9 protein-coding genes and 1 pseudogene are annotated in these 18,100 nt (G+C 69.4%); 3 read left to right on the forward strand and 7 right to left on the reverse strand.

Annotation, left to right across the window (positions count from 1 at the left end):
- Positions 1–20: 20 nt before the first annotated feature.
- From ACZ6D7_RS17525 to ACZ6D7_RS17535, 3 genes are read right to left on the reverse strand one after another with little or no spacing between them, the layout of a single operon-like run.
- Positions 21–860, reverse strand: coding sequence for a carbohydrate ABC transporter permease (locus ACZ6D7_RS17525; protein WP_469491198.1), 840 nt, complete (start codon positions 858–860; stop codon positions 21–23).
- Complete coding sequence (locus ACZ6D7_RS17530; RefSeq protein WP_469491200.1) at positions 857–1,912, reverse strand: carbohydrate ABC transporter permease; 1,056 nt, start codon at positions 1,910–1,912, stop codon at positions 857–859. The genes ACZ6D7_RS17525 and ACZ6D7_RS17530 overlap by 4 nt, the downstream gene beginning before the upstream one ends.
- A 37-nt stretch (positions 1,913–1,949) precedes the next feature.
- Entirely contained in the window at positions 1,950–3,215 is a 1,266-nt protein-coding gene (locus ACZ6D7_RS17535; protein WP_469491203.1) for an extracellular solute-binding protein, read from the reverse strand.
- A gap of 400 nt (positions 3,216–3,615) precedes the next feature.
- On the opposite strand from ACZ6D7_RS17535, the pseudogene ACZ6D7_RS17540 reads away from it, so the two are divergent.
- Both ACZ6D7_RS17540 and ACZ6D7_RS17545 read left to right on the forward strand, forming a co-directional pair.
- Positions 3,616–4,443, forward strand: a pseudogene (locus ACZ6D7_RS17540) (GntR family transcriptional regulator); the annotation flags it as partial.
- A gap of 230 nt (positions 4,444–4,673) precedes the next feature.
- On the forward strand, positions 4,674–5,645 hold the full coding sequence (locus ACZ6D7_RS17545) for a hypothetical protein (RefSeq protein WP_469491205.1): 972 nt from the start codon (positions 4,674–4,676) through the stop codon (positions 5,643–5,645).
- Positions 5,646–5,772: 127 nt separating this feature from the next.
- Here the strand turns inward: ACZ6D7_RS17545 and ACZ6D7_RS17550 are convergent, their stop codons facing one another.
- Both ACZ6D7_RS17550 and ACZ6D7_RS17555 read right to left on the reverse strand, forming a co-directional pair.
- A complete protein-coding gene (locus ACZ6D7_RS17550; RefSeq protein ID WP_469491206.1) occupies positions 5,773–7,011 on the reverse strand; it encodes a glycosyltransferase in 1,239 nt (412 codons plus the stop codon).
- 26 nt (positions 7,012–7,037) lie between these two features.
- Positions 7,038–8,018 carry an alpha/beta hydrolase gene (locus ACZ6D7_RS17555; protein ID WP_469491209.1) on the reverse strand — a complete coding sequence of 327 codons (981 nt, stop codon included), beginning with the start codon at positions 8,016–8,018 and terminating at the stop codon, positions 7,038–7,040.
- Positions 8,019–8,207: 189 nt separating this feature from the next.
- On the opposite strand from ACZ6D7_RS17555, the gene ccrA reads away from it, so the two are divergent.
- Complete coding sequence (ccrA, locus tag ACZ6D7_RS17560) at positions 8,208–9,530, forward strand: crotonyl-CoA carboxylase/reductase (RefSeq protein WP_469491211.1); 1,323 nt, start codon at positions 8,208–8,210, stop codon at positions 9,528–9,530.
- 28 nt (positions 9,531–9,558) lie between these two features.
- Here ccrA and ACZ6D7_RS17565 read toward each other — a convergent pair whose 3' ends face one another.
- Together ACZ6D7_RS17565 and ACZ6D7_RS17570 are read right to left on the reverse strand one after the other, a co-directional pair.
- The gene (locus ACZ6D7_RS17565; RefSeq protein ID WP_469491213.1) at positions 9,559–16,242 is read right to left on the reverse strand and encodes an SDR family NAD(P)-dependent oxidoreductase; all 6,684 of its coding nucleotides are present in this window, start codon (positions 16,240–16,242) and stop codon (positions 9,559–9,561) included.
- Positions 16,239–18,008 carry a fatty acyl-AMP ligase gene (locus tag ACZ6D7_RS17570; RefSeq protein WP_469491215.1) on the reverse strand — a complete coding sequence of 590 codons (1,770 nt, stop codon included), beginning with the start codon at positions 18,006–18,008 and terminating at the stop codon, positions 16,239–16,241. Before ACZ6D7_RS17570 ends, ACZ6D7_RS17565 begins: the two co-directional genes overlap by 4 nt.
- Positions 18,009–18,100 lie beyond the last annotated feature (92 nt).

Below are 18,100 nucleotides of genomic sequence, written 5' to 3' on the forward strand. Positions count from 1 at the left end.
CGTGCGGAAGGGCCGGGCGGTCAGCCCTTGACGGCTCCGGCGGCGAAACCGGAGGTCACGTGGCGTTGGAGCAGCAGGAACACCGCCAGGGCCGGCAGGGCGAACAGGGTGGAGGCGGCCATGGTGGCGCCCCAGTCCGTACCGAAGACGTTCTGGAACGAGGAGAGCCAGACCGGCAGGGTGCGGCTGTCCTGGTGCTTGATGATCAGGAAGTTGGCGTACGTGAACTCGTTCCAGGCCGTGATGTAGCCGAACAGCGAGGTGGCCATCAGGCCGGGGGCGAGCAGCGGGAAGGCGATGTGCCGGAAGGCGCCGGCCCGCGTGCAGCCGTCGACCTGTGCCGCCTCCTCCAGCTCAGGGGGGATGGCGGCGATGAATCCGCGCAGCACCACGATCGTGAACGGCAGCGTCATCATGAAGTAGATCAGTGTGAGCGTCGGCAGCCGGTCGAGCATGCCGGTGTCGCGCGAGATGATGTAGACCGGGATGATCAGAGCCTCCCAGGGCGCCATCTGCGCGATGAACACCATGAGGAGGAACTGGCGCCGGCCGCGCCACCGCATCCGGGCCACGGCGAAGGCGGCGCCGAGCGCCACCACCAGGGCGAGCAGGACGGCGCCCAGCGTGACGAGGATGCTGTTGCGCCAGAACAGTCCGAACCCGTCGGCCTCGACGGCGGTGCGGAAGTGCTCCAGTGTCCAGGTCCGCGGCAGGAGCCGAGGACTGTCGGACTGGATGTCACGGTTGGGTGTGAACGCGGTGGCGATCATCCAGTAGACGGGGAAGAGACAGACGGCGATCGTCAGTCCCGCCGCGGCGTGCAGCGGAAGCCGTCGAAGACGAGGGCGTGCCGGACTCACAGGGCTTCGCCCTCCTGACGCAGCAGTTGGCGGAAGTAGAGGACGAGCACCGCTGCCATCATCAGCACGGTGACCATCGAGGCCGCCGAGCCGAGGTCGTAGCGCTGGCTCGCCAGGGCGGCCTGGACGGCGTACACCGGCAGGATGGTGGTGGCGTCGCCCGGCCCGCCGTTCGTCATCACCCAGATCTGCACGAACGCCTTGAACGTCCAGATGACCTCCAGCGAGAAGACCAGCATGAAGATCGGCCGGATCATCGGGAAGGTGACGGAGCGGAAGACGCGCCGGGCGGAGGCGCCGTCGATGCGAGCCGACTCGTACAGCTCCGACGGCACCGTGGTCAGCGCCGAGTACAGGGTGACGGCCGCGAACGGCACGGACTGCCAGACGATCAGCAGGACGAGAATCGTGAAGGCGGCCGGGCCGTGCGCGAACCACGGATAGCGGTCGAACGAGTCGAAGCCCAGCCCGGTCAGCGCCCGGTTGACGATGCCGAACTCCGAGTGGAACAGCCACTGGAAGACAGTCGTGGCGGCCAGGACCGGCATGGCCCAGGCGAGCACCAGAGCGCTGAGCACCGCGGTACGGCCCGGGCGGCCCAGCCGTTCGATCATCAGCGCGACCAGAGTGGCGAGCAGCATGATGAGTACGACGTTGACGGCCATGAACAGGAACGTGCGGCGCACGACCTGCCAGAAGTGCGCGTCCGCCAGCAGCGTCTCGTAGTTCCGCAGCCCCACGAACCGTGCGTCGCCCCGGATGAGCTGGCGCAGCCGGAAGTCCTGGAGCGAGATGAGCACGGCGCGGGCGAGGGGATACACCAGCAGATACAGCATCCCCAGCACGGTCGGGGCGACCAGCAGGTACGGCCATGCCTGGCCCGGGTGGAGTCGTCGCCGGTGCCGGAACCGGTGCCGGAGCCGGTGCCCGAGCCGGTGCCCGAGCCGGCGCCGGGGCTCGCGCCCGTCGCCGTCGCGGCCCGGCGGGGCCGGCCGCCGTGACGGCGGGCCGAGCGGGAGGCGCATCGCGGTGCGTTCGCGGATGATCGACACGACGTCGTCTCCTTCCTTGTGGGCCGCGGGTTCCGGCTCAGGAGCCCGACTTCATGGCGGTGGTGATCGACTCGGACGCCTTGGCCGCCTCTGCCTTGGCATCGGCGCCGGTGAGCACCGCGGTCATGTAGTCCTTGATGGGGTTCTTCGCCTCCACGGCGGCCCAGCCGGGGGTGTTCGGAGTCGCCCGGCCGACGGCCGCGCCCGCCGCCATGGCCGAGGCGCCCGGATCGGAGGCGACCGCGTCGGTCAGGGTCGTCCTGTTCGGCACGTAGCTCATGGCGACGGCGAGTTTGCGCTGCCAGGTGTCACCGGTGAGCTCCTTGATGAACGTGAACGCGGCGTCCTGATGGCCGGATGCCGCCGGGACGACCAGGTCGGAGCCGCCGATGAACACCGACCCGGGCCGGGCCGCCGTCTTCCCGGGGATGGGGAAGAAGCCGAGCTTGCCCTTGAGTTCCGGGTTGCTCTCGGTGACCACGTTGGCTCCGCCGGGCGTGGAGATGATCTGCGCCACCTGCCCCTCGGCCATGACCTCGGCCTGCGGCGGCTCCGCCTCGTCCGAATCCCGGGGTCCCTTCCCCAGCGCCTGGAGCTTCCTGTAGAAGTCCATGCCGCGCAGGGCCTCAGGGGTGTCGAGGTTTCCCTTCCAGGAGCCGCCGGAGCGGGTGGCCAGCTCTCCGCCCTCGTCCCAGATGAACCCGGCCAGCGCGTACCAGGTCTGACCTGGGAGGTAGATCCCCTGTGTGCCGTCCTTGTCGAGCTTCTCGGTGGCGGCGATCCACTGGTCGCGCGTCCTGATGGCGGCCGCGTCGACGCCGGCCTTCCGGAACAGGTCGGTGCGGTAGATCACGACGCGGTTGGCTGCGTAGTACGGGATGCCGTACTGCTTTCCCTCGTACGCGCCCGGCTCGGCCAGACCGCGCAGCCAGTCGTCGCCGCCGAGTTCGTCGACCTTGTCGCTGAGATCGAGAAGTCCGCCGCTCTGCGCGAACTGGGCCACCTGGGTGTTGCCCGTCTCGATGACGTCGGGGGCGTCGTTGCCGGCGAGGGCGGCGGTGACCTTCTCGCCGATCCCGTCCCACTCCTGGATCTGCACCTTGACCTCGATGCCCGGGTGCGCGGATTCGAAGCCCTCGACGAACTCCTTCTGGAACCGGGCCGAGACGCTGTCGCGCATGAGCCAGACGTCGATCGTCGTCCTGCCGCCGGCGGAATCACCGGACGACTCGGAGCCGCCGCAGGCGCTGAGGCCTCCGGCGATCACCAGTGCGCAGACACCTGCAAGCATGCGGAGCTTCACAGTTCACCCCTGGGAGGAAAGCGCCGGGTGACCTAACCAGTTGGCGAACTGGATAGGTGACCTCTTGTTGGTCGATGAAAGTGGCATAGACCAATAGAGGCGTCAACCCCTCGCGCATGTACGGGTTTTGGGCTTGCTGTACGGGGAGATCGCCCGACGGGCGCGCACGAAGTGGCTACACTGAACCTGACCAGTGCCCGTCGAGTGGTCAACAATGGTGGGGCTGGTCAAGTGACATCGCGAGTGGACAGGTAGCCAGGCAGACAGGCAGACAGGCAGACAGGCAGGCGGGCAGGAGCAGCACATGAGCGTCGGCGGGGCGGGCGGGGCAGGCCGGTCGGAAGGTTCAGGCCGGTCAGGCGGGTCTGTTGGGCCTGTCGGGTCACAAGGATCAGTCGGGTCAGGGGCGGTCCTCAAGCGGGAACGGGTCCGCGACTACATCCTCGAACTCATCGAATCGCTCAGCCCTGGCGACGCCATCGCCTCCGAGCGGTCCCTGTGCGCCACCCTGAACGTCTCCCGGCCGACCTTGCGGGCGGCCGTCGACGAACTCGTCGCCGCGGGCCTCCTCGTGCGCGAGCACGGCCGCGGCATGTTCGTCGCCCCCGAGAAGATCACGCAGGAACTCGTGTCCGACCAGCAGGCCATGACCCTTCCACGCGCCTCCGGCGCCTGGTCGAGCCGCCTGATGGAGTTCACCACCATCGCCGCCGGCGCGCGGGTCGGCCGCAAGCTGCATCTGTCGCCCGCCGCCGACGTCGTCTACGCGGCCAGACTGCGGCTCGTCGACGGAGTCCCCATGGCCATCGAGCACCTCCACATCCGCGCCGACCTCGTACCCGCGCTCACCGCCCGGGAACTGGAAACCGGCGACCTGTACGACCACCTCCGCGACGGCCACGGAATCGAGGTCAGCGAGGCGGTGCAGACCATCGAGCCCACCGTCGTCAGCCAGGCGGAAGCCAAACTCCTCGGAGTGCCCCACCTGTCTCCCGCGCTTCTGTTCGAGCGCCTCACCAGCGACACCGGCAACCGGCCCGTCGAGTACGTCCACTCCGTCTACCGGGGCGACCGCTACCGCATCGTCTCCCGCCTCACCCTGGGCCCCGCGGCCACCCGCGAACCCGCCGCGACGCTGGGACACCTCCCGGGCATCCCACCAGGCGCCTTCGCCCAGCAGGAATCCGTCGCCCTGACCACCCAGGGGGATGTCCATCCCGCCCGCTGACCACACCCACCGCCCTGGCGCCGCGCGTGGCGTTCGACCAGTGACCGGCCCCGTTCCTGCCCCTGGGGGAGGGTCGCTGTCGTCGCCCACTTGTCTGTGCTGCGCGGGCCCCTTGTGCCCGTAGGGGCATCGGAACGAGCCTCTGGACGTGCCCTCTTTCCTCTGTGCTCGCCAGGACACCGCCCGGTAGACATGCTGAGCATTGGCCATGGAGGGGAGCACACGCGGTGGTGGCGCGCCAAGAAGAGACGGACAAGTCCCTGGCCGGTGATGTGGTACGTCCGCGCAAGGCGAGGGCGGAGGTTCTCGGCGGGCTGCCCGCGCTCCAGCGCAGCGCGGGGAACGCCGCCGTGGCAGGGTGGCTCCAGAGATCCGGCGTGACGTCGTCGGGGCAGGGTGATCGGGACGAGCACCGCCACGGCCTCGGCTGTGGACACGACCACACCGCAGGAGTGCGGGCGGTCGGGGTGGCCGCGGTGCAGCGCAGCGCCGGCAACGCGGCGGTCAACGCGGTCTTCCACGGGGCCGCCGCTTCGGTGGCACCGCCGGCCTCCGTTGCCGTACAGCGCATGTACGCCTATGGCGGCGGCAGCGGGCGCAGTGTGCGCGACTCCACCAGCGGCCAACGGGACCAGAACCGCCGTGACCCCTCCGGGCGGACCCGTGGCAGCCGGCAGGCCGACAGCGCCGCGCAGTACGACGAGCGTTGGGCCAGGCGCCAGCCCCTGCCCACCCGTGGACCGGACGACGAGCGGCTGTGGGACGGTACACGCCGCCGGATCGGCTTCACGCAGGACACCATGGCCACCATGCTGGAGAGCGCCTACGTGGGCAGGGACGAGGAATCGCGGCGCAGACTGTACCGCTGCGCCAACAGCCGGTGCGGGCGGGAGGTCTTCCGGCAGGGGGACGCCGATGCGTTGGAAGAGGACAACTGGATCGAGATCGACCACATCGTGGCGATTCTCGACTACGTCAACTCCAACGCCGACACGATCCGGTGGGAGCACGACCTCGGCCACGGGTGGTGGCGGGACGTCAGCGCCATCACCAACGACGAGGCCAGCTACTGGGCCAACGACACGGCCAACCTGCGTGCCCTGTGCCGACGCTGCAACGGCGGGGCACGGGCCGCCGCCAGCACCAGCCGCCACTTCGACCGTACCGGGGCGCAGTGGGAGGGAGATCCGTACCAGGAGTGAGGGACCGGCCCTGGCGACGGGCCGACGCCAGAAACAGCGGCGTGGGCACCACGCGGACCTGGAGGGCGAAGACGCCGGCCTCCGGACCGAAAGCGCCTCTCGACGGAACCTGCTGAGGACACTTTGATCACCTTGGAACGACTCCGCACCGGTCCAGCACCTGGCAGGCTCGGGCGGTGCCGTCCTCGACTCCCAGTGCGTGGCCGAGCCGGCGCGCGGCCTCGGCGTAGGGAGCGTGCCGGGTGAGGACGTGCAGGCGTCGGGTGAGGGCGGGAACGGCGAGATCCCGGGCCGGCAGGGGTGCGGGCCCGGCGCCGAGCTCGTGCACCCGTGCGGCCCAGTAGGCCTGGTCGCCGAAGAAGGGGCAGATCAATGAGGGTCTGCCGGCACGCAGTGCCGAGGCCGTCGTGCCGGCCCCGCCGTGGTGGACGACAGCGGCCATCCTCGGAAACAGCCAGTCGTGCGGGGTGTCGCCGACCACGAGGATGTCGTCTTCACTGGTGGCGGGATCTCCGGCCAGCACCCCGCGCAGTCCCGCGCGCCGCAGTGCCGTCCGTACCAGGGTGTCGGTCGCTGCCGGATCGCCGGTCCTCATGCTGCCGAATCCGACGTAGACGGGTGGGGGCCCGGCGGCCAGGAAGCCGAGGAGTCGCCGCGGAGGTTCCCACAGCGGCTGCTCGTGGTGCCAGTAACCCGTCACGTGGACGTTCGCTCGCCAGTCGGACGGCCGCGGCACGACCGTGGGGCTGAACGCACAGAGGACGGGGGCGCGTCGAGCGTGCCGGAATGCGGCCGACAGGGACAGCGCCGGGAGACCGAGACTCTCCCGGCGCCACGCGTTGATGAACTTCCGGCACACAATCCAGGAACCGAAGTCCACCGCATCAAAACTGAGCCTGTTGCCCCAGGCCCCCAGCATCCGGGCAGCCGGTGCGAACGGGTGCGGAAAGGCCTTCGTCGGCTGGCTCGGTTGGAAGTGAATGATGGCGTGCGGGGCTCGGAGGTACTGGCTCAGGTGAACGCCGAGAAAGCTGAAAGTGGGTGCCAGAACCAGATCGGCTCCCTTCGCGCCGGCCTTTGTCTCTTCCAGCATCGGCATGATGTGCGGTCGCAGAAGTCGGTCCATGCCGCGGATGAATGCCACCGGGTTGTTTCGGCCGGTGAGCAGTTCCTGTCCCTCGGGGGACTCGATCATCTCAGCGGGGTCGGCCGGAAGGGCGTGAAAATCCAGCCCCGCCTCGGCGATCAGAAGGCGGTAGCGCGTGCTGGCCAGGACCCTGACCGTGTCACCCTGGCGGGTCAGCGCCCGGCCCAGTGCCAGGCAGGGCTGGACATCGCCTCGGGATCCCCCGGCGAAGATCACCACTGTGCGCCCCATGCCGATGCCTCCCTCTATTTCTGCCCCACGGATCGCATGACCGCTGGCCAGATTCTGTGCAGTTCTTTCTGCCAGTACGGCCAGGAATGCGTCCCAGGCTTATACATGTGCGTGGTGACGTTGACACCCGCCGAGCGAAGCGACGACGCGAATCGCCTGTTCTGTGCCGGAAGCCCTGCTTCGCCCATCACGCTCGCCAGAACCAGGTCCAGTGAGCGCCCCTGGTCCAATGGGCCGGGGGTGCTGTCTCCCGCGGACAGATGCACTTTTGTTCCCCGAAAGGAACGCGGCATGGCAGCTGGGTTGTGGGCTTGCCAGACGTTGGCGTTGACCACAGGGTGTCCCCAAACCTGCCTGATGTCGACGCCGTCCCTTTGGGAACCGAGTCCGATGGCCATGCGCACACCGGGATCGTTGAGATTCACGTATGAACTCATCGCCGCCACGTACCGGAACATCCCGCGGTGGTGTGCCGCGTAATTGAGTGCGCCGAAGCCTCCCATGGAGAGTCCCACGACCGCTCGCGAGCGTCCGGCATGGAACTCCTTCTCCATGAGCTGCACGAGTTCGACGGTGTGGAAGGTTTCCCAGTGGTGTGTGCCGGAGAACCAGTCACTGTAGTAACCGGCCTTTCCGGCGTCGGGCATGACGATGAGCACGTCGGATTCCTGCGACAACGCTTCCACATCCGTCTCGCGCGTCCAGGACGTGTAGTCGTCGTTGCCGCCGTGCAGCATGTACAGAACCGGGAAGGTGGTTGCCGATTTCTTGCTCCACCCCTTGGGAAGAATGACGCGGACAGGGATGGTCGTACCCATGGCAGGTGAGCTGACCGTGAGGTCGAGCATTCGGTCGGCGATCGTTTTCTCGGCAGTAATTCGCGCCCCTGCGTCGGCAGATCTGGGCGGTTTGCCGTCCAGCTTCTGCTCAGTCGCATGCGCATCGGTTGAAAGCAGAGCGGCAACAAGCGAGAAACACGCCACGAAAAGCTTCATGAGCTGCTGAACTCCTCGGAGAGATAGGCTCAGCAGAGCATGCTGAAATACGTCGTTCATTACCAGCGGACACACCGTTTGCGCGACATCCGGGGGGTGATCACCCGCGCGGCGGATCAGCGGTTGCGGAGCAGCAGGTCAGCGGTTCTCGTGGAACAGTCGTGAGACGTCAGCGAGATCGGAGTCGAAATGTCATCGCCCCTGTCCGAAGCTGTCATCGCGGGTGCGGATGCCGCGGACCTCGAGGCGCTTCCTCTTCCGCATCATTTTCCGGCGGCCTGTGTGCGCGCCAGCGACGTCAACATGTTCGAGGGTGTCGAGGACAAGGACGTGCGCAAGTCCCTGGGCGTCGCGGACCTGCCCATGCCCGAGCTCGCTCCGGACGAGGCATTGATCGCGGTGATGGCGAGTGCGATCAACTACAACACGGTCTGGACTGCCATGTTCGAGCCGCTGCCCACCTTCCAGTTCCTCAAGGCGATGGGGAAGGCGGGGGGATGGGAAGCGCGGCACGACCTGCCGTACCACATCGTGGGTTCGGATGCCGCGGGCGTCATCGTCCGTACGGGATCGTCCGTGCGCAAGTGGAAGGTCGGTGATCACGTCTCGGTCTCGCCTGCCTACGTCGATGAGCAGGACCCGGACACTCACCAGGACGGCATGCTCGGGCTCGGGCAGAAGGCGTGGGGGTTCGAGACGAACTTCGGCGGTCTGGCTCATTACGCTGTCGTCCGGGCGAGTCAGTTGATGCCGAAGCCTCCTGCTCTGACCTGGGAGGAAGCGGCCGTCAACCCCCTGTGCGCCAGTACGGCGTACCGCATGCTGGTCAGCGACCGCGGTGCGCGGATGAAGCAGGGCGACATCGTGCTGGTCTGGGGTGCGACCGGTGGGCTGGGTTCCTACGCTGTCCAACTGGTGCGCAACGGGGGCGGTATCCCGGTCGGCGTGGTGAATTCCGAGGAGAAGGCGCGGCTGCTCAGGTCCCTGGGATGCGACGCCGTCATCAACCGCGAGGAGGTTCTGGGCGGGGACGACACGCTCCTGCAGCGTGCCGAGGGGTGGAAGAGGATGGGCAAGGCGATCCGCGGGGCGGTCGGCGAGGACCCGCACATCGTGTTCGAGCACGTCGGCAGGAAGACCTTCGCGGCGTCCGTCTTCCTGGCCAGGCGAGGGGGGACGATCGTTACCTGCGGATCCAGTACCGGCTACGAGCACACCTATGACAACCGGTACCTGTGGATGCGGCTGAAGCGGATCATCGGCAGTCACGGTGCGAACCTTTCCGAGCAGTGCGAGGTCAACCGGCTCATCGCCATGGGCGGTGTGGTACCCGCCCTGTCGACGCTGTATCCGCTGGCGGAGGTCGGGGCGGCCGCACGGACCGTCCAGGCCAACGAGCACATCGGCAAGGTCGGTGTGCTGTGTCTCGCGCCTCGTCCCGGGCTCGGGGTCACCGACCCGCAGGCCCGTGCCCGGGTGGGTGAGGAGCGGTTGCGCCTGTTCCGCAAGTAGGTCCCACGGAACAGGCGCGGTGCGCCGATCACCCGGTGGGCCGCTCCAGGGCACGGGTGAGGTGCTGCGCGATGGTCTCGACGTGGGGCGGGTCGATGACGGACAGGTGGTCGCCGCCGACGGGGACGATTTCGAGGGACGGGCACAAGGGTGCCCATCCTAGGTCGGCGTCCTGCCGTAGGTAGCGCGGGTCCAGAGCGGTGGTGAGCTGCTGCGGCTGCTGGGCACGGTAGAGCACCACGTGGCCGTCGTGAGGACGGGGGGCGTACCGTTCGCCGACGCGGGCATCGACGTACGAGGTCCGTTGGTGCTCCATGATCCCTGGGCTCATGTCGAGGCCGGCGTCGGCGACGAGACGCATGATGACGTCGATCTGCTGCTCGTCCGGGATGGCCGCCAGCTCCTCGTAGGGCAGGTCGAGGCGGTGACCGTACGTCTGCTCGACGTATTCGGCAAAGCGGCCGAAACGCTCGAGCAGGAACTCCGGTGATTCCCGTTGCTGCAGAGCAGCGGGCAGGATGGTGTCGATCAGTCCGAGGAACCCGATGCCCTGTCCTTCCTGCTTCAGCTGACGAGCCACTTCGTAGGCGAGACATCCGCCGAAGGACCAGCCGAGCAGGTGGTAGGGCCCTTCCGGCTGGATGTCACGGATGAGCGTGCGGTAGTGGGCAGCCTTGTCCTCCATCGTGCTCAGCTCGTCGACACGTTCCATCCCGTACACGGGCAGTTCGGCCGGCAGCAGCTGCGTCAGGGGCAGGTACACCGAGGTCGGCCCGCCGGCTGGGTGAAAGGTGAACAGCGGGGGCCGCTGTGATCCCGCGGGTGCGGGGCGCAGGGTGGTGACCGCGGAGGTGTCGGTTCGGTTGACCACCGGCCGGATCAGTTCGGCGATGGACACGACGGTGCGGCGGGCGAGGATGTCGTCGGCCGTCAGTCCCAGCCGGGTGTCGTTGCCGAGGCGCCGGCTGATGACGTCCGCCATGGCCGAGGCGGCGTCGTGGTCTCCGCCGACGGCGGTGAAGTCCTCGCGGATGTCCTTGGGCCCGTGGCGCAGGACTTCGGCCCAGGCGCTCGTGACCAGCCGCTCCGCGGCGTCCCTGGCTCCGAGGAAGTCCGGCAGGGAGGGTGTGGACGGCTGTGCCTGCCCTGTGCTGTCCGGAGTCGCCGGTGGGGAGGTGGCCTCCGGCCCCGCGGCGTCGACGGCGTCGAGACCGAGCTGTTCCAGCACCGCGGAGCCGAGTTCGCGCAGGCAGGCACCACGCAGCAGGAGAGGTGCGGACAGGTCGACGCCGAAGTCCAGGCGGACCGCGTTGCGGATACGCACCGCCATCAGGGAGTCCAGTCCCAGTTCGGTCAGCGCGGTCGTCTCGCTGAGTTCGTGGACGCTGAACCCCATGATGGCCGCCGTTCTCCTGACCAGGCGGGCGTACACCGTGTCCGGGGCGGAGCTGCCGAACGCCGCGATGCCGCCGGGGCCGACCCAGTCGTCGGCGACGCCCGCGCTGTCCTCGAGCACATCGGCGAAGAAGGGGATGGCCGAGAGGCCGGGGAACGCCGCCAGCACCCGGTCCGTGTTGAGGTGGACGACACCGACGTGCGTGCGGTTGAGGGTCACGAGTGCCTGCAGGGCGTCCATTCCCTCGCCCAGCCGGATGGGCTCCAGGGCCAGTGCCGGGTTGCCGGCCGCCGTACCGATGTTCTCCCAGGGGCCCCAGGCGATGGAGGTCGCGGGCAGGCCGATGGCCCGGCGATGGTGGGCCATGGCGTCGAGCCAGGCGTTGGCGGCCGCGTAGGCGGACTGTCCCGGTGAGCCGAGAAGTGCCGCGGCGGAGCTGTAGATCACCCACCAGTCCAGATCGTGGGCGGCGATGGCCGCCTCCAGGTTGCGGGCCCCGACGGACTTCGGCCGCAGCACCGTGTCGATGTCCGCCGGCTCGAGATCCGTGATCATCCGGTCGTGCAGGACACCGGCACAGTGCGCGACACCGCGCAGGGTGTGGCCCTCGGTGAGGGCGGCGTGCACCAGGCTCGGGGCCACATCGGGATCCGCGATGTCTCCCTGGACGACGGCGACGGAGGTTCCCCGGGCCTCCAACTCGGCGAGAACGGCCTGGGCTTCGGGTCCGGGGGCCCGACGTCCGTTGAGGACGACGCGACCGGCGCCCTGCTCGGCGAGTCGGGCGGCTGTCGCCAGCCCCAGCCCGGTCAGGCCACCGGTGACGATGTAGGCGCCGTCGGGACGTGTGAAGACCACCTGGTCGTTGTACTGGGGGGCGAGGTCGGCACGGGCGAGACGGGCGGTGAGGCGTGTGCCGGTCCTCCAGGCGATCTCATCGTCCTCGCCGGCGGCGAGGAGTTCCTCCACCAGGTCGTCGACCGCGCCGGGCTGTTTGTCGATGTCCACCTGCGAGGCCCGCAGCTGGGGGTGTTCGAGTGCCAGTACCCGGACGAGTCCGCGCAGGCAGGCGAGATGCGGCGTCCCGGGTTCCCCGGGTCCTGTCGACTGTGCCAGCACGGTGGCCATCCACAGTCGCGGCGGTTGCCGGTGGGTGCCACCGGCCAGGAGGCGGGCCAGCCGTGCTGCCGTGCGCAGTGGCCGCATGTCGTCGTCGCGGTCGTGCTGCGGGAGCAACAGCACGACGGCGCTCGGGCCGTCGTGTGGTGTCCCCAGCCAAGCGTCGAGTACGCCGTCGCAGGCGTCGTCCTGGGCATCGGTCAGCGTGAGGTCGACACCCTTGGCTTCCAGCGCCGACACGAGCGAAGCCGTGAGGCCGCCCGCGGCGTCGGGTTCGTCGCTCACGAGCAGCGCACGGTGCAGTCGGCCCAGCGGCATGGGGGCGGTGGACTTCTCCCAGTGGACGTCGTAGGTACTCGTCCCGAGGGGCCGGGGCACTTCGTGCTGCTCGACGGGACGCAACTGGACGAGCCGGGCGACGATCTCGCTCGTGTCTCCCTGGGCCGTGAGGTGCCACTGGCTGACGTCGGGGTCCGATGCGCCGGCGCCGCCTGCGGGCGTGCAGCGGATGTCGTAACCGGTGTCGAGGACGCCGGGCCCCTTGATGTGCAAGGACCGTACGCCGACCGGGACGGTGTGCGCGGTGGCTTCGACGGTGCGGTCACCGCCCGGCGGCGTGTGCGCTGCGCGCAGCGCTTCCAGCATGGCGGTCAGCAGGTGAGCGTAGGACGGCCGGTGCGGGTGCTGCACATCCTCAAGCGCGTAGTGCTGGACGAGAACCGGTTCGTGCTCCGCGGCAGGGTGGTACTCGCCCTCGGCTCCCGGATCACGGGTGATGCGGGCCGAGGCGTGGCAGCTCCAGGCCGTGCCGGTGCTGCGGGCGTGGAGGGAGATCGTTCCGTGGGTGCCGGAGGCCGGGTCCCACACCACGGTCAGAGGAGTGCTGTCGGAGAGGGCGAGCCACTGGTGGATCTGAAGGTCCTCGATGCCGAGACGGGTGATGCCCTCTCGGGCCCACAGGTCCAGGCCGGCCTCGATCATCAGTTCCGCGGCCTCCACCAGGGTCAGCACCGCTCTGTCGTGGACCGTGCTCCGGGGGCTGTGCCGACGCGTGCCGACGTCTGTCTGCCACAGCGCGGCACCGCTCCTCGGGTCGTCGGTGCGCACCCCGAGCAGGGGGTGGCCTGCGACTTCGTTGGAGCGGGCGGGGCGGGCGAACCAGAACCGCTCGTGACGCCAGGCGGGGGAGGGCAGTGTGGTGCGCGCACCGGCGGGCCACAGCCCGGTGTTCAGCGTGACGCCGGCGAAGTGCAGCCTGGCCAGCGCGGCGCGTACGTCGACCGTGTCGTCGGCGTTCTTGTGCAGGGTCGGGACGACCAGGGCCTGGTTCCCCACCGGGGTCACGTCGAGGGTCTCGGTGAGCGGGACGATGGCGTGGGGGTGGGGTGAGATCTCCAGGAACAGGGTGTGACCGTCCTCGGCGGCCGCGGTCACCGCCTGTTGCAGGCGCACCGGGCGGCGAACATTGGCGCACCAGTAGCCGGCATCGGCCGTCGTGCCAGTGCGGGGATCGTCGAGGACCGTGCTGTACCAGCGCGTGGTGGGTGTGCGCGGGCGCAGGGCGGCAAGATCTTCGCGCAGGGGCGTCAGGATGGGATCGACCGCGGCCGAGTGTCCGGCTCCGCCGACTTCGAGCAGTCGGGCGAGGCGGCCCTGCTCGGTCAGCTCATCCACCAGGTCACGCACGGCTTGGGCCGGTCCGGCCACCGTGCAGCGCCGGGGCGAGGAGTGGACGGCGACCTCGACACCGGGAAATCGGCTGAGGACGTCCGCCCGGGACTGTGTGGACAACTCGACCGCGGCCATCGCGCCGGCGTCTTCGGCGTCGATGGTGGCGAGAAGGGCCGAGCGGCGGACGATGACCCGGAGTCCGTCGTCGGGGTCGAGAGCGCCGGCGAACACGGCGGCTGCGACTTCGCCCATCGAGTGTCCGATGACAGCGGCGGGTTCCACACCATGGGCTCGCATGGTCTGCGCCAGTGCCAGCTGCATGCCGAAGAGCAGCGGCTGGATCCAGTCAACCGTCCGGCCGGAATCGGACGTGAGCATGCCGGTCAGTGAGGAGCCGGTTTCCGCGAGGAAGACCGGATCGAGGGCGGAGACCTGGGCGGCGAAGTGGGAGTCGTCGGTCAGCAGCCGCCGCCCCATGCCCTCCCACTGTGAGCCGTAACCGGAGAAGACGAAGACCGGTCGGCGTGCTGTGAACGACTGCGCCGCTCCGGCGTCGGTGCACGCGGCGACCACGCCGGGAACCGTCTCGCCGCGGGCCAGCGCGGCGAGCTTGTCGGCCGCCTCGGTGCGGGTTCGCGCGACGACCGCGGCGCAGGACGGGCCACGGCGGTAGGAGGCGAGAGTGTGGGCGATGTCGGTGAGGGCGGGCGCGTCGTCGGCGGCCACCCATCGCGACAGACTCGCGGCCACGTCGGGGAGCCGGTCGGAGGAGCGGGCGGACACCACCAGGACGTGCGGGTGGCCGGCCTCTTCGCCGTCGGCCCGCGAAGGCTGCGCAGGGACCGCGGCGGGCGGCGGCGCCTGTTCGAGGACGGCGTGGGCGTTCGTACCGCCGAACCCGAAGGCGGACACGCCGGCACGTCCGGGACGGCGACCGTCGGTGGGCCATGCGGTCGGTTCGGTGACCACGCGCAGGCCCAGTCCGGCGAAGTCGATGTGCGGGTTGGGCGTGTGGAAGTGCAGGCTGGCCGGAATACGGCCGTGCCGCAGGGCCAGGGCGGTCTTGATCAGGCCCATGATGCCGGCCGCGCCCTCGAGGTGGCCCAGGTTGCTCTTGACCGACCCGATCAGCAGCGGCTGTTCGGCCTGCCTTCCGGCTCCGACGACCGCTCCGAGGGCCGTCGCCTCGATGGGATCCCCCAGCAGGGTGCCCGTCCCGTGCGCTTCGACGTAGTCGACGTCCACGGCGTCGATCCGCGCGTCACGCAGGGCGTCGCGCAGCAGCGCTTCCTGGGCCGTCGGGTTGGGCGCCATGAGGCCCGCCGACCGGCCGTCCTGATTCACGGCGGTGCCCTTGATGACGGCGATCACCATGTCGCCGTCACGCCGGGCATCGGCGAGTCGCTTGAGCACGACCACGCCGCAGCCCTCACCACGGGTGATTCCGTCCGCCGAGGCGTCGAAGGGCTTGCACCTGCCGTCGTCGGCCAGCGCGCCGGCTTGTTCGAAAGAGGCCGTGACCGCAGGGGACAGAAGCACATTGACGCCCGCGGCCAGTGCGGTGTCGCACTCCCGGCCGCGCAGGCTGCGGCAGGCCAGGTGCACCGCCACGAGGGACGACGAGCAGGCCGAGTCGACGGTGATGCTGGGGCCGCGCAGGTCGAGCAGGTAGGACACGCGGTTGGCGACGATGCTGCCGGCGGCTCCGGTGCTGGTCCACGGGGTCAGGCGAGCGGGGTCCGAGGTGGTCAGATGCCCGTACTCGAGGGCGCTCAGGCCGACGAAGACTCCGGTGGTGGTGGCCTGGAGGGCGTGGGCAGGTACTCCCGCATGGTCCAGTGCCTCGCAGCTGACTTCGAGCAGCAGCCGTTGCTGGGGGTCCATGACTTCGGCCTCGTGGGGTGCGATACCGAAGAACTTCGCGTCGAATCCCTCGATGTCGTCGAGGAAGGCGCCCCATCGTGTGGTGGATTCCATCAGGGCTGTGACGTCGGACGCTGAGCCGGCGAAGTTCCGCCAGCGTCCTTCGGGCACCTGGCCGACCAGATCCGCGCCGGCCAGGAGTCGCTCCCAGAACGCGTCCGACCCGCGCACGTTTCCGGGCAGACGGCATCCGATGCCGACGATGGCGATGGCGCCGTCCTCGGCAGGGGAGGCGGCGGCCGCTTCGTCGGACGCACGGAGCCGCCCGTCCGTCTCCACCGGACCGGCGTCCTCGTCGGTCGTCAGGGCGCTGACCAGTTGTCCGACGGTGGGGTTCTCCCACAGAAAGGTGGCGGACAGGGGGCGGTCGAGCACCTTCTCCAGCTCACCGCTCAGTCCGACGGCGTCGCGGGAGGTGAGGCCGTACTCCGCCAGCGGGCGCGCGTCGTCGAGCTCTTCCGGGGAGATGCCACAGATGTCCGAGACCAGCCGCACCAGTGTGCTCCGCAGCGCCGCGACATCCGGCCCGGAGCGACGGTCTGTGGTGAAGGTGCTGGTCCGGACGTCCTTGACGGCCTCCTGGTCTCCGCCTGGTTGCTTCATGCGGTGCCGGTCTCCCTCTGCGCTGGGGTGTCGGAGCTCCAGGCGCCCTGGAGGTAGTGCTCGCGGCAGGCGCCGCGGGCGACCTTGCCACTGGTGGTGTGGGGTACGGTGCCGGGCCGGGCCAGGACGAAGTCGTGGATGGCGACGCCGTGACCGTTGGAGACCGCCGCGCGGACGGCCCGTGTCGCCTCGTCCCCGACGCCATGGGCGTCTGCCAGGTCACGGGCGTGCTCGGCGACGACGACCAGGCGTTCTCCGTCATCGGTGAGGACGGAGAACGCCGCGGTGTGATGGCGGCGGACGGCCGGGTGGGCGTTCTCGACGGTCTGCTCGATGTCCTGCGGATAATGATTGGTGCCGTCGATGATCACGAGGTCCTTGATGCGGCCGGTGATGTACAGCTGTTTGTTGTGACACAGCCCCAGATCGCCCGTGCGCAGCCAGTGCTGCGTTCCGTCGCCCGGGTCGTCGCCGTGGAGGACGGCACGGAAGGTGGCCTCACTCTGTTCCGGGCGTCCCCAGTAGCCACGTCCGACGTTGGGTCCGCGAAGCCAGATCTCGCCTACGTGCCCGTCCTCCAGACGAACGCGGGTGACCGGATCGACGATGGCGGCCTCCTGTCCGGTGGGCAGGCCGCAGCCGACCAGGCGGGTCACCCCTTGCCCCTCGCTGTCCTCGGCCACCCGCGCGGTGCCGGCCGCCAGCGCGTCCCGGTCGAAGCCGGTGACGGTCGGCTCCTCGCCGACCGGTGAGGCGGAGACGAAGACGGTCGCCTCGGCCAGCCCGTACGACGGGCGCATGGCCGTGCGGACCGCGCCGGCCGGGGCGAAGGCCTGATGGAACCGTCGGAGCGCCTGCTCGGCGATCGGTTCACTGCCGTTGACCATGGCGGCGACGGATCCCAGCGACAGCTCGCCGCGCTCCTCATCGGTGACGCGGCGTGCGCAGTAGTCGTAGGCGAAGTTGGGAGCGGCGGTCATCGCTCCCTGGTGCTGGGTGAGCAGCCGCAGCCATCTGACGGGCTGTTGGACGAAGGCCAGCGGATCCATGATCACGGAGGGGATGTGGCCCACGACGGGCACCATGATCGCCAGTACGAGACCCATGTCGTGGTAGAGCGGAAGCCAGCCGACGGTGCAGTTGCGCCCGGTGCGGATGTCGTACGCCTCCAGGGCCTGGCGTGCGTTGGCACAGACGTTGGCGTGGGTGATCTCCACGCCGGAAGGCAGGCGGGTGGATCCCGAGGTGTACTGCAGGTAGGCACAGTCCTCGGGTTCCGGATGCGAGATCTCTCCGCCCGTCGGTACAGCCCCTGCCGCAGGCCCCGAGAGCAGGTCCTGCTCGGTGATCACGCGCACGCGGAGACCGTCCTGGTTGGCGCAGAACTTCTCGGCGGACTGAAGCGAGTCGGGGCTGGTGAGGGCGAGCACCGGGTCGGCGTCGCTGAGTACGGCGGCGAGTTTCTCCGCATGGCCGGGCAGGTCCGGAGGAAAGAGGGGCACGGCGATCGCGCCGGCGCACGTGGCTGCGAGGAAGCCGACGACGTAGTCCAGGTTCTGTGGTGCCACGACGGCGACGCGTTCGCCGACTGCGCCGGTGCGGCGCAGGGCCGTCGCGAGCGTGCGCACCCGCTTCTCCAGTTGGCGCCACGTCAGACGGGAGGGGATGCCGTCGCGGTCGCTGCTGAAGTCCACGAAGGTGAACGCTGTTTCGTCGGGTGTTCGTGCTGCGGCTTGAGCGAGATAGTGGCTGATCGTGTCTCTCACGGCTTCCAGCACTAAGTCACCGAACCTTTGTTCTGGGGAAGGGATTGACTCTTCGGCCGTCAGGCAGTCGGGCGAATCCGGTCAGTTGTCAC

It is taken from the genome of Streptomyces sp. NPDC041784 (assembly GCF_055591025.1).